The organism is Tunturiibacter gelidiferens (assembly GCF_051013345.1).
Taxonomy (GTDB): Bacteria; Acidobacteriota; Terriglobia; order Terriglobales; family Acidobacteriaceae; genus Edaphobacter; species Edaphobacter gelidiferens_A.
Genome location: NZ_CP132939.1, coordinates 5,473,990 through 5,492,396, shown reverse-complemented (window position 1 = coordinate 5,492,396; position 18,407 = coordinate 5,473,990). Strand labels below are relative to the sequence as shown.

15 protein-coding genes and 2 pseudogenes are annotated in these 18,407 nt (G+C 53.8%); 8 read left to right on the top strand and 9 right to left on the bottom strand.

The window, feature by feature from the left end; all coding sequences use genetic code 11:
• Positions 1–201: 201 nt before the first annotated feature.
• The 6 genes from RBB80_RS27645 (at position 202) to RBB80_RS27620 (ending at position 5,776) form a co-directional block, all read left to right on the top strand.
• On the top strand, positions 202–1,419 hold the full coding sequence (locus RBB80_RS27645; RefSeq protein WP_433965427.1) for an acyl-CoA dehydrogenase family protein: 1,218 nt from the start codon (positions 202–204) through the stop codon (positions 1,417–1,419).
• Between the two features lie 37 nt (positions 1,420–1,456).
• Entirely contained in the window at positions 1,457–2,728 is a 1,272-nt protein-coding gene (locus RBB80_RS27640) for a class I adenylate-forming enzyme family protein (RefSeq protein ID WP_433965426.1), read from the top strand.
• On the top strand, positions 2,725–2,979 hold the full coding sequence (locus tag RBB80_RS27635; RefSeq protein WP_433965425.1) for an AMP-binding enzyme: 255 nt from the start codon (positions 2,725–2,727) through the stop codon (positions 2,977–2,979). Before RBB80_RS27640 ends, RBB80_RS27635 begins: the two co-directional genes overlap by 4 nt.
• A 106-nt stretch (positions 2,980–3,085) precedes the next feature.
• Positions 3,086–4,339: a CaiB/BaiF CoA transferase family protein gene (locus RBB80_RS27630; protein WP_433965424.1), complete on the top strand. Its 1,254-nt coding sequence runs from the start codon at positions 3,086–3,088 to the stop codon at positions 4,337–4,339.
• Between the two features lie 17 nt (positions 4,340–4,356).
• A complete protein-coding gene (locus tag RBB80_RS27625; RefSeq protein ID WP_433965423.1) occupies positions 4,357–5,259 on the top strand; it encodes an enoyl-CoA hydratase-related protein in 903 nt (300 codons plus the stop codon).
• A 1-nt stretch (position 5,260) separates the two neighbouring features.
• Positions 5,261–5,776 (top strand): enoyl-CoA hydratase-related protein, encoded by a 516-nt coding sequence (locus RBB80_RS27620; RefSeq protein ID WP_433965422.1) that lies wholly within the window; start codon positions 5,261–5,263, stop codon positions 5,774–5,776.
• Between the two features lie 108 nt (positions 5,777–5,884).
• Here the strand turns inward: RBB80_RS27620 and RBB80_RS27615 are convergent, their stop codons facing one another.
• The 5 genes and pseudogenes from RBB80_RS27615 to RBB80_RS27595 all read right to left on the bottom strand — a co-directional run.
• The gene (locus tag RBB80_RS27615; protein WP_433965421.1) at positions 5,885–6,082 is read right to left on the bottom strand and encodes a hypothetical protein; all 198 of its coding nucleotides are present in this window, start codon (positions 6,080–6,082) and stop codon (positions 5,885–5,887) included.
• 428 nt (positions 6,083–6,510) lie between these two features.
• Positions 6,511–7,182, bottom strand: coding sequence for a hypothetical protein (locus RBB80_RS27610; RefSeq protein ID WP_433965420.1), 672 nt, complete (start codon positions 7,180–7,182; stop codon positions 6,511–6,513).
• A gap of 38 nt (positions 7,183–7,220) precedes the next feature.
• Positions 7,221–7,445, bottom strand: coding sequence for a matrixin family metalloprotease (locus RBB80_RS27605; protein ID WP_433969913.1), 225 nt, complete (start codon positions 7,443–7,445; stop codon positions 7,221–7,223).
• A 514-nt stretch (positions 7,446–7,959) separates the two neighbouring features.
• A complete protein-coding gene (locus tag RBB80_RS27600) occupies positions 7,960–9,171 on the bottom strand; it encodes an ankyrin repeat domain-containing protein (RefSeq protein WP_433965419.1) in 1,212 nt (403 codons plus the stop codon).
• 414 nt (positions 9,172–9,585) lie between these two features.
• Positions 9,586–9,738 (bottom strand): annotated as a pseudogene (locus RBB80_RS27595) (helix-turn-helix domain-containing protein); the annotation flags it as partial.
• Between the two features lie 1,053 nt (positions 9,739–10,791).
• On the opposite strand from RBB80_RS27595, the gene RBB80_RS27590 reads away from it, so the two are divergent.
• The gene (locus RBB80_RS27590) at positions 10,792–10,992 is read left to right on the top strand and encodes a DCL family protein (protein ID WP_433969911.1); all 201 of its coding nucleotides are present in this window, start codon (positions 10,792–10,794) and stop codon (positions 10,990–10,992) included.
• 134 nt (positions 10,993–11,126) lie between these two features.
• On the opposite strand, the gene RBB80_RS27585 is transcribed toward RBB80_RS27590, so the two are convergent.
• The 4 genes and pseudogenes from RBB80_RS27585 to RBB80_RS27570 all read right to left on the bottom strand — a co-directional run bounded on the left by RBB80_RS27585 (position 11,127) and on the right by RBB80_RS27570 (position 15,491).
• Positions 11,127–11,684: a hypothetical protein gene (locus tag RBB80_RS27585; protein WP_433965418.1), complete on the bottom strand. Its 558-nt coding sequence runs from the start codon at positions 11,682–11,684 to the stop codon at positions 11,127–11,129.
• Between the two features lie 851 nt (positions 11,685–12,535).
• Complete coding sequence (locus tag RBB80_RS27580) at positions 12,536–13,168, bottom strand: GGDEF domain-containing protein (protein ID WP_433965417.1); 633 nt, start codon at positions 13,166–13,168, stop codon at positions 12,536–12,538.
• A 149-nt stretch (positions 13,169–13,317) separates the two neighbouring features.
• Positions 13,318–13,572: pseudogene (locus RBB80_RS27575) on the bottom strand (triple tyrosine motif-containing protein); the annotation flags it as partial.
• A 179-nt stretch (positions 13,573–13,751) separates the two neighbouring features.
• Positions 13,752–15,491, bottom strand: coding sequence for a ligand-binding sensor domain-containing protein (locus tag RBB80_RS27570; RefSeq protein WP_433965416.1), 1,740 nt, complete (start codon positions 15,489–15,491; stop codon positions 13,752–13,754).
• 679 nt (positions 15,492–16,170) lie between these two features.
• Between RBB80_RS27570 and RBB80_RS27565 the strand changes: the two genes are divergently transcribed.
• Positions 16,171–18,396, top strand: coding sequence for a putative bifunctional diguanylate cyclase/phosphodiesterase (locus RBB80_RS27565; protein ID WP_433965415.1), 2,226 nt, complete (start codon positions 16,171–16,173; stop codon positions 18,394–18,396).
• Positions 18,397–18,407 lie beyond the last annotated feature (11 nt).

Below are 18,407 nucleotides of genomic sequence, written 5' to 3'. Positions count from 1 at the left end.
TTCCTGGCAATCGCATGTTCATGGCCGATCTCGGAGGCTCCTCTATAGCGCGAGTCTGGACGGCGCGACGCATAAGACGCTGCTCGCTGTTCAGGGAAACCTGACCGGCGTGGCGTACACGGACTGAACCCACTGGGGTCCCCGCGTTTCGCATAACAGTTCCGGTTGACACAACCAAAGAGAAAGGCACTGGAGGATCCGATGTCAGATACACAGACTCAAAAGGCGAAGAAGCCGATCGTAATACCGAAGCCGAACAGCGATTTCTACCAGACATTTCAGATGCTGTCTGAGACCGAGCAGGCGAAGGTCAACAAGGTCCGGGAGTTCATGAAGACCGCTGTCGCGCCGATCATTAACGATTTCTGGGCGAGGGATGAGTTCCCGTTCGACCTCGTCCCAGGTATCCGCGACCTTCAGATTGCAGGGCTTGGTTATGAGGGCTATGACTGCGCCGGCGGGAGCAACCTGTTGAGCTGCTACGTTGCGATGGAGATCGCGAAGGTCGATTGCTCGCTTGCCACGTTCTATGGCGTCCACAGCGGCCTCGCAATGGGATCCATCTACTTGTGCGGGTCGGAAGAGCAGAAGAAAAAGTGGTTGCCTCCGATGGCGCGCCTCGAAAAGATAGGCTCCTTCGGTCTCACGGAGCCTCTGGTGGGCTCTGGCTCCTCCCGTGGTCTCTTGACAACCGCACGGCGGGAGGGCGACACGTGGATTCTGAACGGCCAGAAGAAGTGGATCGGTAACTCGACGTGGGGTGACCTCACCATCATCTGGGCGCGCGACGAGGCTGATGGCCAGGTGAAGGGCTTCATTGTCGAAAACAAGACCACACCCGGCTTCAAGGTCGAGAAGATCCAGCACAAGATGGCGTTGCGGGTAGTCCAGAATGGACTGATCACACTCGAAAACTGCAGGGTGCCGGAAGAGAACCGCCTGCAGAACGACACTTCCTTTCGCGACACTGCCCGCGTACTCCGCATGACGCGCGGTTTCGTCGCATGGGAGGCTACCGGATGCCAGATGGGTGCGTACGAAAATGCGTTGCTCTACGCACAGACCCGCGAACAGTTTGGCAAGCCGATCGCTTCGTTCCAGCTCATCCAGGACCTGCTCGTCAAGATGATTGGCAACATTACTGCATGCCAGTGCATGGTCATGCGGCTTTCCAAGTTGCAGGACGAAGGCAAGCTCGCGGATGAACATGCTTCGCTCGCCAAGGCATTCACCACAGTCAAGATGCGCGAGACGGTTGGGTTTGCAAGAGAGCTTCTTGGAGCCAATGGAATCCTCCTTGACTACAACATCGGCCGTTTCTTTGCAGATTCCGAGGCGATCTACTCCTACGAGGGAACGCGTGAGATGAACACCCTCATCGTTGGTCGCGCCGTTTCGGGCTTCAGCGCATTCATCTAGTCAGACCGCGTCTGTTGTTACCGAATGAGAGGCTTCGATGATTTACACCCATTCCGTTGGTCGCGCCCTGCAGTACTTCCCGCAGCACACAGCTCTGTTGCGGGAGGGCAGGGCCGTGACCTTTCAGGAACTGGATACTCGAGTAAGAAAGATCGCCGCGGCGCTTCGGCGTCGCGGCTTTCTGAGTGGAGAGCGGTTAGCTTTGCTGATGCCGAATGGGCCGGAATACATAGAGCTGATCTATGCCTGCAGCCTGCTTGGCGTCGTTGCAGTTCCCATTAACACGCGCTATGCGAGCCCCGAGATCGACCGGCTCCTCGTGGATGCTCGCCCCCGTGGCCTGATCCGGCATTCGAAGTTCCCCGCACCTACCGTAAGGCTTGAGTTGGAACTCGTGATCGACGTCGATCCTCTTGATGAAGTCGAAGGAGAGCCCTACGCCGGAGAATTCTACGATCCGGACGCGATCCTCGTGCTTCTGTACACGAGCGGAACGACCGGAGCCTCCAAAGGGGCGGCCCTTACACACGCGAACATCTTCTCCAACATTCATGATTTGAATTACTGGCTGGCATATCGCGAGGAGGCCGTATTTCTCCATGCGTCACCGATGTTCCATATCGCCGATTTTCCGGCGATGTTCGCGGCCCCGGTCTTCGGCGCGGCGCAGATGACGCTGGAGCGCTTTGACTCACCATCGTTTTGCACCTCTGTTCAGGTGCACGGAGTGACACACACGGTACTCGTCCCGTCCATGATCAACACCCTATGCCAGTTTCAGGAGCTTGTTGCATTCAACCTGGATTCTCTGGATGTGCTGGCGTACGGGGGCTCGCCCATCGCTCCCGCGGTTGTACGGGAAGTACGCAGAGCTTTGCCGAAAGTGAAGTTGCTGCAGGTTTACGGTTTGAGCGAAGCCGGTTTCCTCACTGGTCTTACAGACGCCGAACACACCGAGAACAGACTTCAGTCTTGCGGCCGTCCATGCCCGGGTATCGATCTGCGAGTTGTCGATGCAGCCGGCAAACCTGTGGCTCCCGGCGAACTCGGAAACCTGGTAGCACGGGGGCCGGGCATCATGCTGGGTTACTGGCACGACATCGAAGAAGAACTGCCAGGGGATGAGTCTTCGGTGGACGAAACTACCGAAGCATTGCGTGGCGGGTTCTTTCACACCGGAGATATCGGGCGCCAGGACAAGGACGGCTTCTTCTACATCATCGATCGGGCCAAAGAGATGATCGTCAGCGGTGGAGAAAATGTCTACACCGGTGAAGTCGAGGCAGCTATTTATGAGATCCCCAAGTGAAGGAGGCCGCAGTATTCGGCATTCCGGATGAGAGATGGGGAGAGCTGGTGGCCGCAGCCATTGTTCTGCGCCCGGGAACCAATTTGTCTGCGGGAGAAGTCCAGCAGTACTGCAAGACCAGGATCGCCTCATACAAGCTCCCCCGCCACATCGAGTTCATGACAGAGGAACTCCCCAAGTCCGGGTCGGGCAAGATTCTGAAGCGAGTTCTACGGGAGAAGTACTGGGCCGGGCAATCCAGGCGTGTGTGATGCGCTGGCCGCCGCAAGAGGGTTTTTGAAGCGCGAAGCGGATCCGGAACATTGTGACGAGCTTCGCTCTTCAAGATGACGAACAAATAGAGATGTTGGAGATCCTATGAGCGAAAACAAAATCTTCTCAGGAATTAAGGTAGTAGACCTAGCGAGCTTCATCGCGGGTCCCGCAGCAGCGACAATCCTATCCGACTTCGGCGCGGATGTGATCAAAGTCGAGCCGCCCAGCGGAGAGCTGTGGAGAACCGGGCATAAGATCCCTCCGCAGCCGTATTCGGAAGAACCGTATCCCTTCGAATTGGCTAATCGAAACAAACGTGGCGTTGCACTCAATCTGAAAGCTGCGAGCGCGCAGCAGGTTCTCGAGCGGTTAGCCAAGTGGGCCGACGTGTTCATCGTCAACACACCGCATCTCGCGCGAAAGAAATTAAAGCTCGAATATGACGACGTCGCGCAGTGGAATCCGCGTCTGATCTATGCCGATCTCACCGGCTTCGGGGAGAAAGGACCGGACGCCGCTCTTCCGGGGTTCGATCTCACGGCCTTCTGGGCGCGAAGCGGTTTGTTATTTATGACGCGCGATGCTGGAGAGCCGCCGACATGGCCCGTGTCCGGTAGTGGCGATAATGCGACTGCGGTCGCCATTTATAGCGCAATCGTGACCGCTCTTTATCGTCGCGAGCGCACCGGCAAAGGATCCTACGTCACGACTTCGCTCCTCGCGGCAGGTGTCTGGTCGGCCAGCGTATTTATCCAGGCCGCCCTATGCGGTGCGAGTTTCTATGGGCTGCACGATCGAGCACATCCCGCAAATGCAGGTTTGAACACGTATCGTTCTTCCGATGGCACCTGGTTCGTTTTGGTAGTTACTCCGGACAAGGTACCCGCGGTTCTAAAAGCTCTAGGTCGTGAGGATATCCTTACGGATCCGCGATTCTCGGATCCCGCCAAGCTGGCGCTGAACCGGCCGCAACTGACGGCAATGCTCGATGAGATCTTTGGTTCGCAGCCAATGTCGCATTGGTATGAGGTCTTCAACGGCGTTCTGGTCCCCTTCGGCGCCGTGCGTGAGCCGCAGGAAGTCGTTAATGATCCGCAACTGCGAGCGAATGACATCGTCGTTCCGCTCGAAGGAGCCGGCGAGAAGCTGACCTCAACCATCAGCAGTCCCATTCAAGTGCACGGTGTTACTAAGGTGCCTGCCAGGCGCGCGCCGAGAATCGGCGAGCATAACGATGAAGTGCTGAAGGAACTTGGATTCACCAGTGACGAGATCGCAGGCCTGCGCGCCAGCGGAGCAGCACCACAGGCGGTGCATGCTGAGGTACCAACGCACGCTCCAGGGAAGCCCATTTAGAAGAGAGGAGAACTTTCATGAGCGCTAGAGAAGTATCCACTAGCTTCGAAAACATTACGTATGAGGTCAAGGGATCGATCGGTTACATCACCATGAATCGGCCAAAGGTGATGAACGCGCTGAACCGGAAGACCGTTGAAGAACTCAACACTGCGTTTCATGCGGCGAAGGAGGATGTCACAGTCAAAGGCATCATTCTGACCGGAGCTGGAGAGAAGGCGTTCATTGCTGGCGCCGATATCGCTGAGCTTTCGGCAATCGACGGTGAGAAGGCAGGTGAGTTCTCCGAAAAAGGCCAGGAGACGCTCTTGTTTCTTGAGACACTTGGCAAGCCTGTGATCGCAGCAGTGAATGGCTTCGCCCTTGGAGGCGGTTGTGAAACGGCGATGGCATGCACGATCCGTATCGCCGCGGAAAATGCCAAGTTCGGTCAGCCTGAAGTCAAGCTCGGGATCATTCCCGGCTATGGCGGAACGCAGAGGCTACCGCGTCTCGTGGGCAAAGGCCGCGCACTTCAACTGATCCTGACTGGAGATTTGATCGATGCCCACGAAGCCCATCGCATCGGGTTAGTGAATGAGGTTGTTCCTGCAGCGGACTTGATACCGCGCTGTGAGGCCATTCTGAAGCAGATCGACGCAAATGCGCCGATCGCGATAGGCTACGTTATCGACGCGGTGAACAAGGGCGTTGACACAGACCTCACTTTAGGTTTGAAGCTCGAGGCGAAGTACTTCGCACTTGCTGCCGGCACCGAGGACAAAAAGAAGGCACTTCTGCCTTTGTCCAGAAGCGCGCTCCGCAATTCCAGGGTAAGTGATTGCGATCCAGCATCGCTTCCGAACGAAGAAACAATAACCAAATCAACGCACGTTCGCGCACTCTCCTGCCGGACGTGTTGCGCAATTAGGAGGAGGTGATATGGAATACATTCTCAATAGTCTGGATGGGGGCATTCTCAAGATCGAGCTGAATCGTCCGCAAAAGCGGAATGCGCTTACGTTAGCCATGTATAAGGAGTTCGCTGAGCTGTTGAACACGGCTCAGACAAAGCCCGAGATTCGGGTAGTGCTGGTATTCGCGGCCGGGGACAACTATTCTGCGGGAAATGATCTTCAGGACTTTCTCGACCATCCTCCCGGCAGTGGCGATAGCCCGCAAAAGCAGCTGATCGATGCTCTTCGCGTGTTCGATAAGCCGCTCGTCGGTGCAGTTCGAGGCGCAGCGGTCGGCTCAGGAGCCACCATGCTCACCTACTTCGACTTCGTCGTCGCCGGTCAGAGTGCCAGGTTCCAGTATCCGTTCATCAATCTGGCTCTGGTGCCGGAGTTTGGAACCAGCTTCTCGTTGCCCGATCAGGTTGGCTACCCTTTGCACTGTCAGTTCGAAGCGGATACAAGTGATCCGCTTGCGATCTCCATCGTTCCCGGACGTTGAAGGTCGATACGTTCAGTTTCTATGACGATGGCGATGACTAGCGCACGTGACGGGCAATCCAGAAGTTGAGCCTCAGTTGGCATCGTACTTCGGGTTTGTTGACTCTCGTTAGAGTCGTGTCGAAAGATATCTCTGGCTCGAATGATAAGTTGCGCCATCGCACTCGATGGCGAGAACGAATCGCCCCGGTTGACTTGGATGGGAAGCGACGAGGTCGATGCGAAACTTGGAGCAACCTACTTGCGGCACTAGCTCTATACCTTGAGCACTGAGCGCGTCGAACACATCCGCCTCAAAGTCGTTCATTGGCTCGTTGGTTATTTCTCCGTGGGATAACAGCTTCCCGCCTAAACTGGCATATTGCAGGTAGTTCTTAAGGAACTCCAAGCCCGTACCTGGTTTTACCTGGGTACTATTGATATCGCTGTACACGAAGGATGAAACAACAGTGAGCGGGCACTCTCGTATGGCCTAATGGAAGTCATGTGAATGCAGATCGAGCGCACCATCCGAGAGAGCTTTCAGCTGCACTGCCTTGACGTGAATCACACCATCCTGATTTTTGTAGCTTCACTTCTACCAACAGAAATTTGCTTCGGGTAACAACAAGGCGATCCCGGTCGTAGAGGTCGCGTATGACAATGACATTGGCGATGCCGGTCTCATCCTCCATAGAGATAAAGATGAACCCTTTGGCCGTACCGGGGCGCTGCCGTGCGGCAGGAGTGGCTCTTTCATTCTGGGTTGCTGAAGGTTAGCGTGACAGTCTGAACATCATTCCGTTTGGAGTCGTAACTAGCTCCCAGGGTGACAAGCTGAATAGGTACATTGACGCCAATGTTGCCATCAAATTGGATTCCGTATTGGAGCGTCACTGTAAGCTTGCTGAAACTGAGCTTGTCGAGCTTCGCTCTCAGCTTGACTGCTGCTGCTGCGCTCTGGATGTCGGCAACAAGGGCATCAGCCAAGGGTTTTGGTGGTTTGGCAAGTCGGAGGGCTTGCCCACGCCCTTCGGGTTTCTTCTTAGGCAGAGCATAGGTAAAGCTGAGTTGGTTCGCCGTATCCTTCTCTTTTGATGCACCGAGCTTGAAAATGAAGAAACTCACAGTGATACCGCCAACCTTGCCCGTGGTGGTTTTGAAATCAAATTGAGCTTGTTGTAGCGGCGGAAGTGAATCGGGACCAGTCCCTCGATTGTCTTGATAGCATTTTAAGGCTGCGGAGACTGTGGTCAACACGGAATCGAGATCGGCAGTTCCCGGCGGGGCTCCGATGTCTTTAGTGGAATTGGGATTGACAGTTTCCGGCACAGGGCACTTTGTCGGCTCGTTGGAGGCGCTTTGTTGACCCTGTGCAGCGTATGTTATCGACAGGGCACAGAATAAAAGGATACCGATTCGTCTCATGTGACACTCCTTTTCTCCGCATCGGAGGAGTTGCGACTTTAGCGTGTTGCCGAACCCTTAGGAATGTTTCGCAAATACCTGAGGGCCATAGCCTTTCCCGGCATACCTACGTTTGTCGCCGATGCCAAACTATTGACATCGGCGTTGTCGATACATTGTGCGTAGTTGATGTACTCATACATGATGTTTTTCGGTGTTGTGGGATGGAAAGCGATACCTGCCCAATGGCCCAGTTCGTGGAGAAGAACTACTTGCAAATCGATATTGTCCGGACCACTTCCAAAGACGCGGTTGCTTTGACATGCGTAACGTAGGTGAAATTTTTGGCGTCCAACTCCACCGTCGACCCAGAGAATTCACAACCAACAACGTCCTGCAGTGAACTGCATTGTGCCGACGGTCCATTCATGATCCTCACTGTCAGAGGCAACGAAGCTGCGACTGGATCTCCCGAGCAATTCAACGCCCGTCTGAGTCCTAACAGTTCTTCAGGAACCTTCGTCTTATCTACAAGGCAAAGCCGTTTCGCGGCGGCGCTCGTCTTGTCGAATTCGGTGTATAAGGACAACGGGACACGATCATTCAAATGACTATTGATGTACGCGTCGGTAATCGTTAGATCCGTCCCTGTGTCGATATTCAAAGGGCCTGGAGGCCGGTTTCTTGACGGCAGTATCACTTCCGGCTGGGTGAATCGCGTTCTTATATGGTCGTAATTGATAGACTTTGCGAGTCCGACAATCGCATCGTCTGCGTAGATTTTGTCATTGAACAGTATCACCCCACCGCTCGCGATCGCACAGTTCGTGCACATTCGACGCCAGAGACGCAAAGAAAAGATCGTCTCCTTAAATATCTCGTCCATTGCTGACGGCGAAATTGCCTGCGTGACATCTTGAACGTGCATATCGAGGAGTCGATTTCCTCCGAAGGAGCTTGAGGAATTGAATACCATCCCGAGCCGAGAGTTCCCTTGGTAGCAGAGCAGATCGACATCGTGAGCATCGACAGGGCGAGGGGTGCCTCAGCGGGCGGTGGAGAGAGTGCGAATTTGATAGTTGGCGGCAATATCTTACATTCTTGGCTAGCTAAAGCCGGAGTCATTTTGTGTTCGGCTGCATAGGCCTTGATGAACTCTCGCGATCCTTCTGAACTCAGCGAATCAAGCGCCGAGCAGCCTTGATGGTCTCTGATCGACGGATCGGCTCCTGCTGCCAGCAGAGACTTAACCAAGGGCAAGCCGTCGTTCCCTCGAGCTGCATTCATCAGCGGCGTTACGCCATTGTCATAGTGATGAAGCCGCCCTGGTTCGCAGGGTGACATAGGTAGCCTGCAGGTTTCGTCGTCTGCATGATAATTCCAGCACATAGGGTGCCCGTTATCGTATGAAATAGGGCCACATTGCTTATCTTCTAAGTGATCTGTTGTTGCGTTGACATTGGCTCCCTTCCTGACAAGCAGGGACACGACTTCGTCAAATTGAGCTTGTGTAGGTTTCGCACCCGGCCTTCCAACGATCATCGTCGCGAAGATGAGGTTGTGAAGGGCGCTATTGCCATTCATGTCATGCACATTTGGGTTAGCACCGAAGTCGAGCAGGAGCCGGATTTCTTGAGTCCAGGACGCCGGATCGAGACTCCACAGCGAAATTGCGCTCAATAACGGACCGACCGAGGGGTCGCTGGAGGAATTTGGATCGGCCCCGTGGTTAAGTAAATATTCCAGAACCACGGGGTCGGAGATGTTTGTAAGCGAACCGCAGTGGCGAACATCTTGTCGGTGCTCCACAAAAATCCCAATAATCGCGAGCGTGCTGTCTTTAACTGGTTTGTGACCGCGCGCACTGTCAATGGAAAGGCACAAGGCACTCTCTTCTGAAAACGCCAGGCCTTTATTTACCGTTGCGCCGAAGTTGGCTCCTCCTGCAATCGCGGAACGGACTCCGGCTAAGTCACCGGTGTAGGCTGACTGCAACAGTTTTGTATTCACCTCATTGGAGCCTGAAAGAAATGGTTGGTTCCCAGCGCGACGTTGTCCGAGCAGGTCCTGATTGGACCAGATAGGTACTATCAGGACGATGGACACAAGAATAGGTGAAATTCGGAACACGATGGAGCCTCCGAAAATTCGTGGGACTCTGGGAAGCCAGATTCTGGTGACTTGAAAGCCCTAGATGCTGGAAAGACAGCGGTCCTGTCTTTGAGGAAATCGGGATAGAACGTAAACATACGCTCTTTTGCTGATTGTTTTCAATTGAAAATCGTGAACAATACCAAACCTTAACGTACGTTTGTTCAATTGGAGGAGATCTCCTTCCTGTCTACGGCCCGCGTGCGCGTCCTCCGCGACCCGTCCTAGCGGGGCCGTTCCTTCCCCGCAACACCCCTCCCTGAAAAGCAAGAGCTATCCACACGTGACTGCACGCGACATGGTGATGCCAAGCTTCTGCATCCGAAACTGCAGCGTCGACCTACTCATGCCCAGGAGAGCTGCGGCCCCGTTTGGGCCTGCAACTTTGCCGGTTGTTTTCTCGAGAGCGGCGACGATTTCTTGCCGCTCCGCGTCCTTGAAGTCGCCCGCAGATTGTCACCCATACAATGTGTCGATATATCAGGAGAGATCCACTCGCACTGCTTGTGGCAAGCCCAGTTATATTTTCGGCGTAGGGCTTTTTGAAATCCAACATGAAGTCGTAGTCGCTCGCAATCGTTGGAAAGTTGCTTCAGCACTCAGGAGGACAGTTATGAAACGTCAGCCAGTTCTGACGAAATCCAAAGTGGGACGCCGTGGCATGTTCGAATCACATGAGAGGCTGGCGCATAGGCTTGCTATTTATCTGCGGTCTGTGGGGGTGGAGCCGGTAGCACCTGCGGAGGCAACTCCGCGGCAAAGATTGACCGCTTACCATCAGCAATGGGAGGCTCTGCCAGTCCATGTGCGCTCGCGAGGAAGAAGAACTGGCCGTGCTCGGATGTCAATCTCCACTCTAACTGAATCGGTGCATACTGAGCGTTTGATCACAACCAAGAATCCATCTATTGAAGGAGAACGGGAAACTGTCGCAGTTGTTTGCCCCCACTGTCGCATGCGTGGCGGTTTCCCGAAACGGGCCTGGCTTTCCCGTCAACTCGCCGAGGATGCATTACTCCGCGCACTGGAGATTCCTAAGAACTTTGAAGGGCTTCGTATCTATAAATGTCCTTACAATCGCCGTTATTGGCACTTGGGGCATCTTAGAGAAGACGCCTCTATCAAGATGCTGGGGGCGTGCGCCGGTGAACACTCAAATTTCTCTATGTGGACGGTTCTTTGCGGTCTAGGTTTGATCGGCTTGTTTGGGTGTTCATATTTATGGAGAAGGCCCAAATAGAGAGAAACTACCTCATCCCTAAAGAGACTCTTGATCGTTGTCGGCGCGTCAATTCTTCACGAGATGATCAAGCTGCTGGGGGATCGACCGTCCCATCGGAATACGGAAAGTTAGGGAAGTGCAGATCATGCCAGGCAACATAATCTGCTTTGGAAACTCGGATGGGAAAAACCGAGAGTTACTACCACGATGAAAAACTTTGACCCTGCCGCTTAGCCAGTTTTCAACATCGCTACGATATCGGTGATAAGGTAAACGCCGCCGATGGGGAGGTGCTTCGCGCGGCGATTGCGCTGCATCCCAACTCGGAAGAGAAGATCGGCTGCGGTGTTACTCACTTCAGCGTCAGGAGCGCAGACTTCGGCTCGAAGTGCTTTTGGATTAATCGTCCAGACGGGACGACGGAGAAGTTCTCCTACGCGACGTGTATTCGCGGCTGAAGGTGGTCGATATCGCTTGTGACTGGAACACGCTCTGCCTGCCGCACCGTCCGATCAGAGCTACATGGCAGAGATCACTGCGGTTGCAAAGGCAGCATTCATCAGTCTTTCCTCAATCTTCAGTCTATGGAGCTTCAGCCTCGACGAGTCCTGGCGGTGCGAACCCATGCGCCCGCGTCGGGGTAATACCGAAAGTGAGGTCGGACTTCTGTCACTTCGGATACGCATGTTGTCCCGGAGAGGGACTGGTAAAGAAAGATAAGTCCAAACTTGCGTACCCGATCAGGATCAATCGTGAAGGGAAATGCCCCTCCTTTGACGATGGTACCTGGCACAACGAAGTGCTCTTCTATCTCTGGGTCACCGAAACGCGCATAGGCTGATGTAACCTCCATAGCCGGTCCGCTGCCAAGATTTTCAATATCTATTTGGGTTAGTTCGGGCAGAGACGCTGCTGCGGCAGGAATGAAGATCATGGGACGAACGCTCTCGTCGATCTGGCGTCTCGCAGCAGCTAGCTGCTGTTCCAGAATCGCCATCTGCTTCTCAGAGCTTTCAACCTGTTTCAACGCGGCTGCCGCCTGGGTCTTCGCCGCCTCTGTCTGGGCTCGCGCCGTACGGTACGCGATCACGAGCACAATCGTCGTAAGGATCGACAAAACCACCGAGATACACCCGGTGAGAGCCTGCACAGCGGCGGCATTCCTACATGACTCTACTGCGATGACAACACTCGCTTGGCAGGTCGTTGAAATTTAGATCTTCTGAGAAAGATCCTTGCAATAAGAGATCGGGCGGTTGGAGTAACGATTAAGCCAACGGAAACGTAGCCCGCACACAGAAAGCTAATCCAGGCGGGGTGGTGACTTGATCTAGAGATGCGGGACATCACGTAATCACAGGCTGTGAGCAGTCCTAAGAGATCGCAGACTGCCGATATTTGGAGGAAACGATCTTTCTCTATGAGAGCCGCGGCCAGATGTCTCCAGGGGAACGGATATCGTCTCGCGCAGACGATCGATACAAGAAAAACGTGCATACATCAAACAGTTTCATTTTTCTCCGATGCTGGCCTAACTCAACGTGTGCCAGCAGATACGAGCCCATTCTAGCTCGAAGCCAGGCTCGAACCAGATCGCGGTCGCATTAAATCCACACGCTGACCCAAAATGGAACCGCCTCGCGCTCCTATCCAGACACGGTTATGCTCGCGGAATCTTGGTCCAAGCAGAACACCGTATTCTCGGTTTCTGGAGCGCTAGGGCTCCGAGCTGCGCTCACTGGCTCAGTTTACTTTTCGATTTGCTGCCGGGAGATCAAGCTGCGAGGTACCAGAAGATCCAAAGGATCTTTTCTTCCCTACGTTCTTTCGCTTCGAGCACACGTGGGCATGAACCTGAAGAACATCACAGTATTGTCGGTAACGGGCCTGAACCGCTGGGGCGGACCATGCGCCCGTCCCGTTGTAGTCCCGAATGTCTCCCTTGGACCGGAGATGAGGAGAAGCGAGTCGTTTGGCCATAGCACCTCTCTCTAAGCAGGGTCAGGGTAACCGGTACGACAGATCGGGCAATCCGGGTGCATGGACGCGGTCTCGTCCAGTTCTTTTAGAGTAGTACAAAGCCTCATCCGCTTCGTTGATCAATTCCTCCACAGTGATGTGGGTTGAGTATTCGGCTACTCCGAAACTGCAAGTCACTCGAAGCGATTTATGTCCGAAGGATATTGGAACGTTTGCGATAGCGTAACGAAACTCCTCAGCCCGATTTAGCCCGTCTGCGAGCGAACATCCGGGTAGTACGATAAGAAACTCTTCGCCTCCATACCGCCCTGCGAAGTCATAGGTTCGTGTGAGCTTAGCGATCCTTCCCGCCACCTCCTGAAGCACACGGTCACCAGTCAGATGACCATAAGTGTCATTTACAAGTTTGAAATGATCTACATCAGCCATCAGAATGCAAATCGGTCGATCATCACGATGCGCACGTTCTGTCTCACTATTGAGCATATCGAAGACGGTTCTACGATTCCAGAGCGACGTGAGGGCATCCTTAGTTGCCTGTTCGCGTAGAGCGTGATGTGCCGCTTCTGTGACTTCGATGGCTTCCTGAAGCTCTGCTGTCCTTTGGGTAACCTTTTCCTCCAGTTGAAGGTTCCGCTCCACAAGGTAGCGCACGCGCATTCGATAAATTGCGACACAGACCAACAGAAGCGTAAGCACACAAAGAGCCGGAACCATCCTGTTTGCCAGAAATATGGCAACAGTGTGAGATCCAATTGCACGGCATCGGAGATCCAGCCGACGTTGCCATTCGCAGCCTCTACTTCAAAGAGATAGTGTCCGGGCGGAAGCTTCGTATAGTAGGCTTCACGCCGTTCGCCTACCTCCACCCAATCCGAATCAAAACCACGTAGACGGTATCTAAAGCGAAGACGCTCCGGATCGACAAAATTAGCTGCGGTGAATCGGATTTCAAGGTTTCCGCCGCCCGGCGGTGCTGTAATTCCGTGTTCGAATGCCGTTGGCTTTTGGCTCAAGAGAACGCGTTCAATCAAAATCGCGGATTTGCTGATTGCCATCTGACTGCGATTAGGGTCGATGGAGGCAATGCCGGCCGTGGTCGCAAACCAAAGATGACCGTCGCCGCCCTTCCAAACGGAAGGATTAGTGCCGAAGTTGCACTCAACACTGCGCAATCCATCCGCGAGACCATAGACTATGCTGTGAACAGTAGAGATTCGACCATCGGCATAGTCGTTCAACTCCTTTTGCTGATCTTGTAGATGCCCCTGTCGCACGTCATCCACAGGTACCCAAAATCATCCTCAACGATGGCACCCACTGTCAGATCGAACAATCCTTGATCTATCGAGTATGTTGTAACGTGACCGTTCTTTATTCGGTTCAATCCGCCCGGAGACGTGCCCACCCAGACAACTGCATCTTTGTCTATATATACGGCTTGCGCAAAGTTCGACAGCATACCATTCTGAGTGGTGTAGCTGGCTACCGAGCCGTTTTGAATATGGGCGGTTCCGCCATGGTCAGTTCCCACCCATATTGAACCGTCAGGGGCGAGGGCGGTCGTGTTGACAAGCCCAGACAATAAGGAATGTTGAAAATGCCCCCGTCGGAAGCGCACCAGGCCATTTGTTTCGTGAAAACCGAGCAACAAGGTGTCGTTTGATATCCGCAAAATGGATCTCAATTGCTGTCCTTTGCTTAGCGGATCGCGGAACACCGTGACACGACCACTTCTAAGGTGACAGAGCTCCCCATGTTCCATGCCGATCCAAATACTTCCGTCGTCGGCTTCCAATAACCCAAAGATCGATCCGGTCGGCAGTCCGTCATGAAGCGAATAAACGTGGACCACACCATTGTTACTGATATGATTCAGGCCTTTACTGTTTGTACCTACCCACACAGACCCGTCTCGGGCCTGAAGTACGCACCAGACCATATTCTCGGCGAGCCCTTCTCCCTCTCCGAAGCTGCTGAAGGATCCCTTTCGCAACTCGGCCACGCCGCCCCCCAGCATGGCAATCCACAAATGCTCCTCGTGATCCTCGAACACTTGGGTCACATCGTCTGAGGGAAGTCCTTCGTGAGTGGTATACCGGACGAGTTTTCCATCTTGGAAGGAAGCGATACCGCTGTGGTCGAAGGCAATCCAGAGAGTCTTGAGTCTGTTCTCAAGAAGATAAGTAATACGGGCATGCTGGGGCATGCTGGACTGCGCCACTCTTTCTAATGGTTTCTCCTTCCACCGCAAGAGCCCGCTTGCTGTCGCTATCCAAAGCGAATCGTCGTGGGACGCAGCAAGAGTGAAGATCGGATCCGTGGAAACACCTTCACGGGCGGTATATCCGCGAAATGAACTGTTCTTCCAGCTAGCCAGTCCTTTGCTTGTGCCGAACCATAGTGTTCCATCGGTGGTTTGCACAATAGAAGAAATGGAATTGTCAGGCAGGCCATCCTTCGTTGTGTAACTACGAACGGTTTCACCCTGGATCGCATAGAGCCCATCCAGACTGCCGACCCAAATCTGACCGTCTTTGGACTCATAGATTTTGCTGATGGGAGACTGAGCTGCAAGATAGGTGCGAAATGTCCCATTCTTATAACGAATAAGGCCGGTTCTGGTACCGACCCAAAGACTGCCGTCGCGACCCGAAGCTATCGTATTGATGAAGCTGTCTTTGAGTGCCTTGAATTTGAGGCTGTCAAAGACCGTGACATTGAGACCATCGTATCGTGCGAGTCCCTCCTGGGTCCCGAACCAGAGATAGCCATCGCTGGTCTGGGTTACCGAATTCACAGAGTTTTGAGGCAGACCGGTTCTATCGGTCAAGCTTGTCTGGACATACTGTGTCATATTCTTATGTGCGTCGAGCCCGGCGCAGGCAGGAGCCAGCAACCCCACCATCAGTAGGCGGAGGGTATTTCGTCTTGCATTGAAAACGAAGACATCTAGCAATGCCAATGCATTAGCCACTACAGTCCACCGTCTAAGAAGGGTCACACTCGCGGCCCGGTGATGAAGTCGCGAGCAGTCTCGTTAGATCTATCGGCAGATGGGCGTTCTTATGTTAACAAATATTAGAGGCGCTCTGAAGGGCATCACGCGAGAATGAATCCTGCCCCCGTAACGGGCTCAGATCACCATCCAGGATCCAATGGCGCGGCTCCAAATTGCTCGCCGTAATCATGCTCTGCAAGGCAGTTTGTTTTAAACACGTCGCTGGCCATCTGAGCTGCCAGCTGGGATTTTTTTATCCTTCAAAGCGACTTGTTTCGAAAGATAATTCCCCTTCGCCCCTGCTTATCTTATGGAATCCGCCGATAAGGTGTACTGCACTCATTCGAGAAACGGCGTCGTGCATGCAAGCAGTGATTGTCAACATCGTGATACTTGGCCTACTCGTCTTCGTGTTTGGAGTCGTGTCCCGAGCGCGGACCGATGCCCGAATCCACTGGTGGGTCGTGGCGTGGGTGTTTGTGTTGGCTCACTACGCCAGCAATTTGATAACCCCTCCAATCCGTTTGGCCAGGAGGTTCAAGCTTCCTTGAGCGTCAGTACACTGGCACTCGGAGCAATCTGTTTCGTCCTCTCTAACATGGTCGTCCGCGAAACCAGGAGAGTGACTCTCGGATTCGCCGTAGGGATGATGACTATGGCGATGGTGTGCTTGAACCTCGTAATATTTGGCCCTGCGCCTCTCTGGATTCTATACATCCCGTTCATCCTCCAGCATGTGGGGATCGCAGTTGTTTTACAAAAGAATCTTCGAAATCGCCCGCGGATCTTCTATGCACTCTCAACAACAAACGCGCTCGGCCTGCTTTGGATACTTGTCATCCTATGGATGGGGAAGCCGGAGATGCTCATCTCTGCGATCTTAACGGAGCTGTTTGCTTGGGCCGCCGTTGAATTTTGGTTTGATCGCGATCAGCACTATGGAATTGGGCTGATCACCACGGCCATTGGTCTGGTCACCTGGAGCATGGTCTTTCCTGGAGCGCTACTGACATACCATTTCTGGCCCGGCATGTCTGTCAATCCGGAATTCTGGAATATCCCTAAGTTCTGCACCGCTTTTGGCATGATTTTGATGGTGCTCGACGAAGACAAGCACGCGGCTCGTTCGTTTACCGAAGAGTATCGCCTGCTTTTCGAGACCAACCCGCATCCCCTCTGGATCTTTGACGTTCGCACCCTAGAGATTCTCAGCGTAAATCAAGCAGCACTCGACAAACATGGCTATGCCCGCGAGGAATTCCTTCAGCTCAGGCTTCCTGACCTTATCGATCCGTCCGTTGTCGCGGAGTACATTGGGGAAGTCGATATAGCTCATCCTAAATCCAATCATGCCTCGCGACATGTCTGCAAAGACGGCAGGATCCTTCCCATGGATATCACTGCTCACGACATTACCTTCAAAGGAAGGCCGTGCCGGTTCGTGCTTGCGATCGATGTGACGGAGCGAGAGGTGCTTCATCAGAAGCTCGTCCAACAGGAAAGACACGACGCGCTTACCGGTTTGCCCAACCGTCTGTTCTTCCAAGAGCGATTGGCCGAGTCCGTGGCCCATGCTGTCAAGGCCGAGGAAACGCTCGCAATTATTTGCCTGAAAATCGATCGTTTCAAACGTCTTAACAACACCTACGGTCCGAACATCGGAGACCGGTGCCTCAGGCAAATTGCAGGACTCCTCAGCTCAAGGTTGCGCTCGGACGATATCCTGGCCCGCACCAGCGGAAACGAATTCTCCATCGTTCTCTGCGGACTTCGGAACGCCGCTGCGACCAAGCGGGTGACCGACGACCTGATGACCCTGTTCTCTCAGGTTCTCGTAGTCGGTGGTCATAACCTTGAGATCTCCGCAAGTATTGGAATTGCCGTATGCCCGGATGACGGGACTGCTGCTGTGCCGTTATGGAGAGGTGCCGAAAGCGCACTGCGCCACGCTCAGGAGATGGGCGGCGGTCGAATTACCTGGCTCGGTCCCGAACTGAGTTCGGTTTCGGAGCAAGAGGTCGAGCTTGAGTCTTACATGCGCTCTCAGCTCAAAGACGGCGGATTTTACCTCGTCTATCAGCCACTCTACCGCCTGGACGGGGCAGTGCATAGTTGCGAAGCGCTGCTCAGATTGAACCATCCAAAATATGGCTCGATCAGCCCGGCCAGGTTCATCCCTCTTGCTGAGGAGAGTGGTTTAATTGTGCCTCTTGGCGATTGGGTCATCGAGGAGGTCTGTCGGCAACTGCGGGAGTGGACTGCGCGTGGTATGCGGCTGGTTCCCATAGCATTGAATGTCTCCAGTCTCCAACTTATTGGCGGGGGATTTGCCGATCATGTGATGCGGACACTGCGTCGCTTCGAAATCGATCCAATTTGGATCAGTTTGGAATTGACGGAATCAGCGGCGATGCTCGATCTGGAGGAGATTTCGAAACAAATAGAGTACCTTTCTGCACAAGGGATTCGCTTGTCCATAGACGACTTTGGTACAGGCTACTCTTCGCTGAGCCGCCTTTATCAATTGCCCTTCTCCATGCTTAAGGTAGATCGTTCATTTACGCAGCGGCTTTGTAACCAGGATGGGACCGACTCTATCGTCCGAGCCATCATTGCAATGGCCAAAACCTTTAATATGCAGGTCGTTGCGGAAGGCGTAGAGTTTGAAGAGCAGATCAGAAGCCTGAGAGAACTGAATTGCGACTATCTTCAGGGCTTTCTATTGTCACGTCCCGTCGAGCCAAAACTCATTCCATCATTGGTTGAGGGGATCCACCCTATCTTGTCGTTGGATGGCTCCTTGGGCAGCCGAATTCCCGCCGCAGGGTCCAATCAAGCTACGTGCGCTGTGTCCGACATAAGACACACAGTGACGCCTTAGTCGGAACTTGC

What these genes read in the sequence shown, in the direction of transcription:
- RBB80_RS27645 (WP_433965427.1), top strand. Translation starts at nt 202, where the DNA reads ATGTCAGATACACAGACTCAAAAGGCGAAGAAGCCGATCGTAATACCG.
- RBB80_RS27565 (WP_433965415.1), top strand. Translation starts at nt 16,171, where the DNA reads ATGGCGATGGTGTGCTTGAACCTCGTAATATTTGGCCCTGCGCCTCTC.
- RBB80_RS27620 (WP_433965422.1), top strand. Translation starts at nt 5,261, where the DNA reads ATGGAATACATTCTCAATAGTCTGGATGGGGGCATTCTCAAGATCGAG.
- RBB80_RS27640 (WP_433965426.1), top strand. Translation starts at nt 1,457, where the DNA reads ATGATTTACACCCATTCCGTTGGTCGCGCCCTGCAGTACTTCCCGCAG.
- RBB80_RS27625 (WP_433965423.1), top strand. Translation starts at nt 4,357, where the DNA reads ATGAGCGCTAGAGAAGTATCCACTAGCTTCGAAAACATTACGTATGAG.
- RBB80_RS27630 (WP_433965424.1), top strand. Translation starts at nt 3,086, where the DNA reads ATGAGCGAAAACAAAATCTTCTCAGGAATTAAGGTAGTAGACCTAGCG.
- RBB80_RS27615 (WP_433965421.1), bottom strand. Translation starts at nt 6,082, where the DNA reads ATGAACGACTTTGAGGCGGATGTGTTCGACGCGCTCAGTGCTCAAGGT.
- RBB80_RS27610 (WP_433965420.1), bottom strand. Translation starts at nt 7,182, where the DNA reads ATGAGACGAATCGGTATCCTTTTATTCTGTGCCCTGTCGATAACATAC.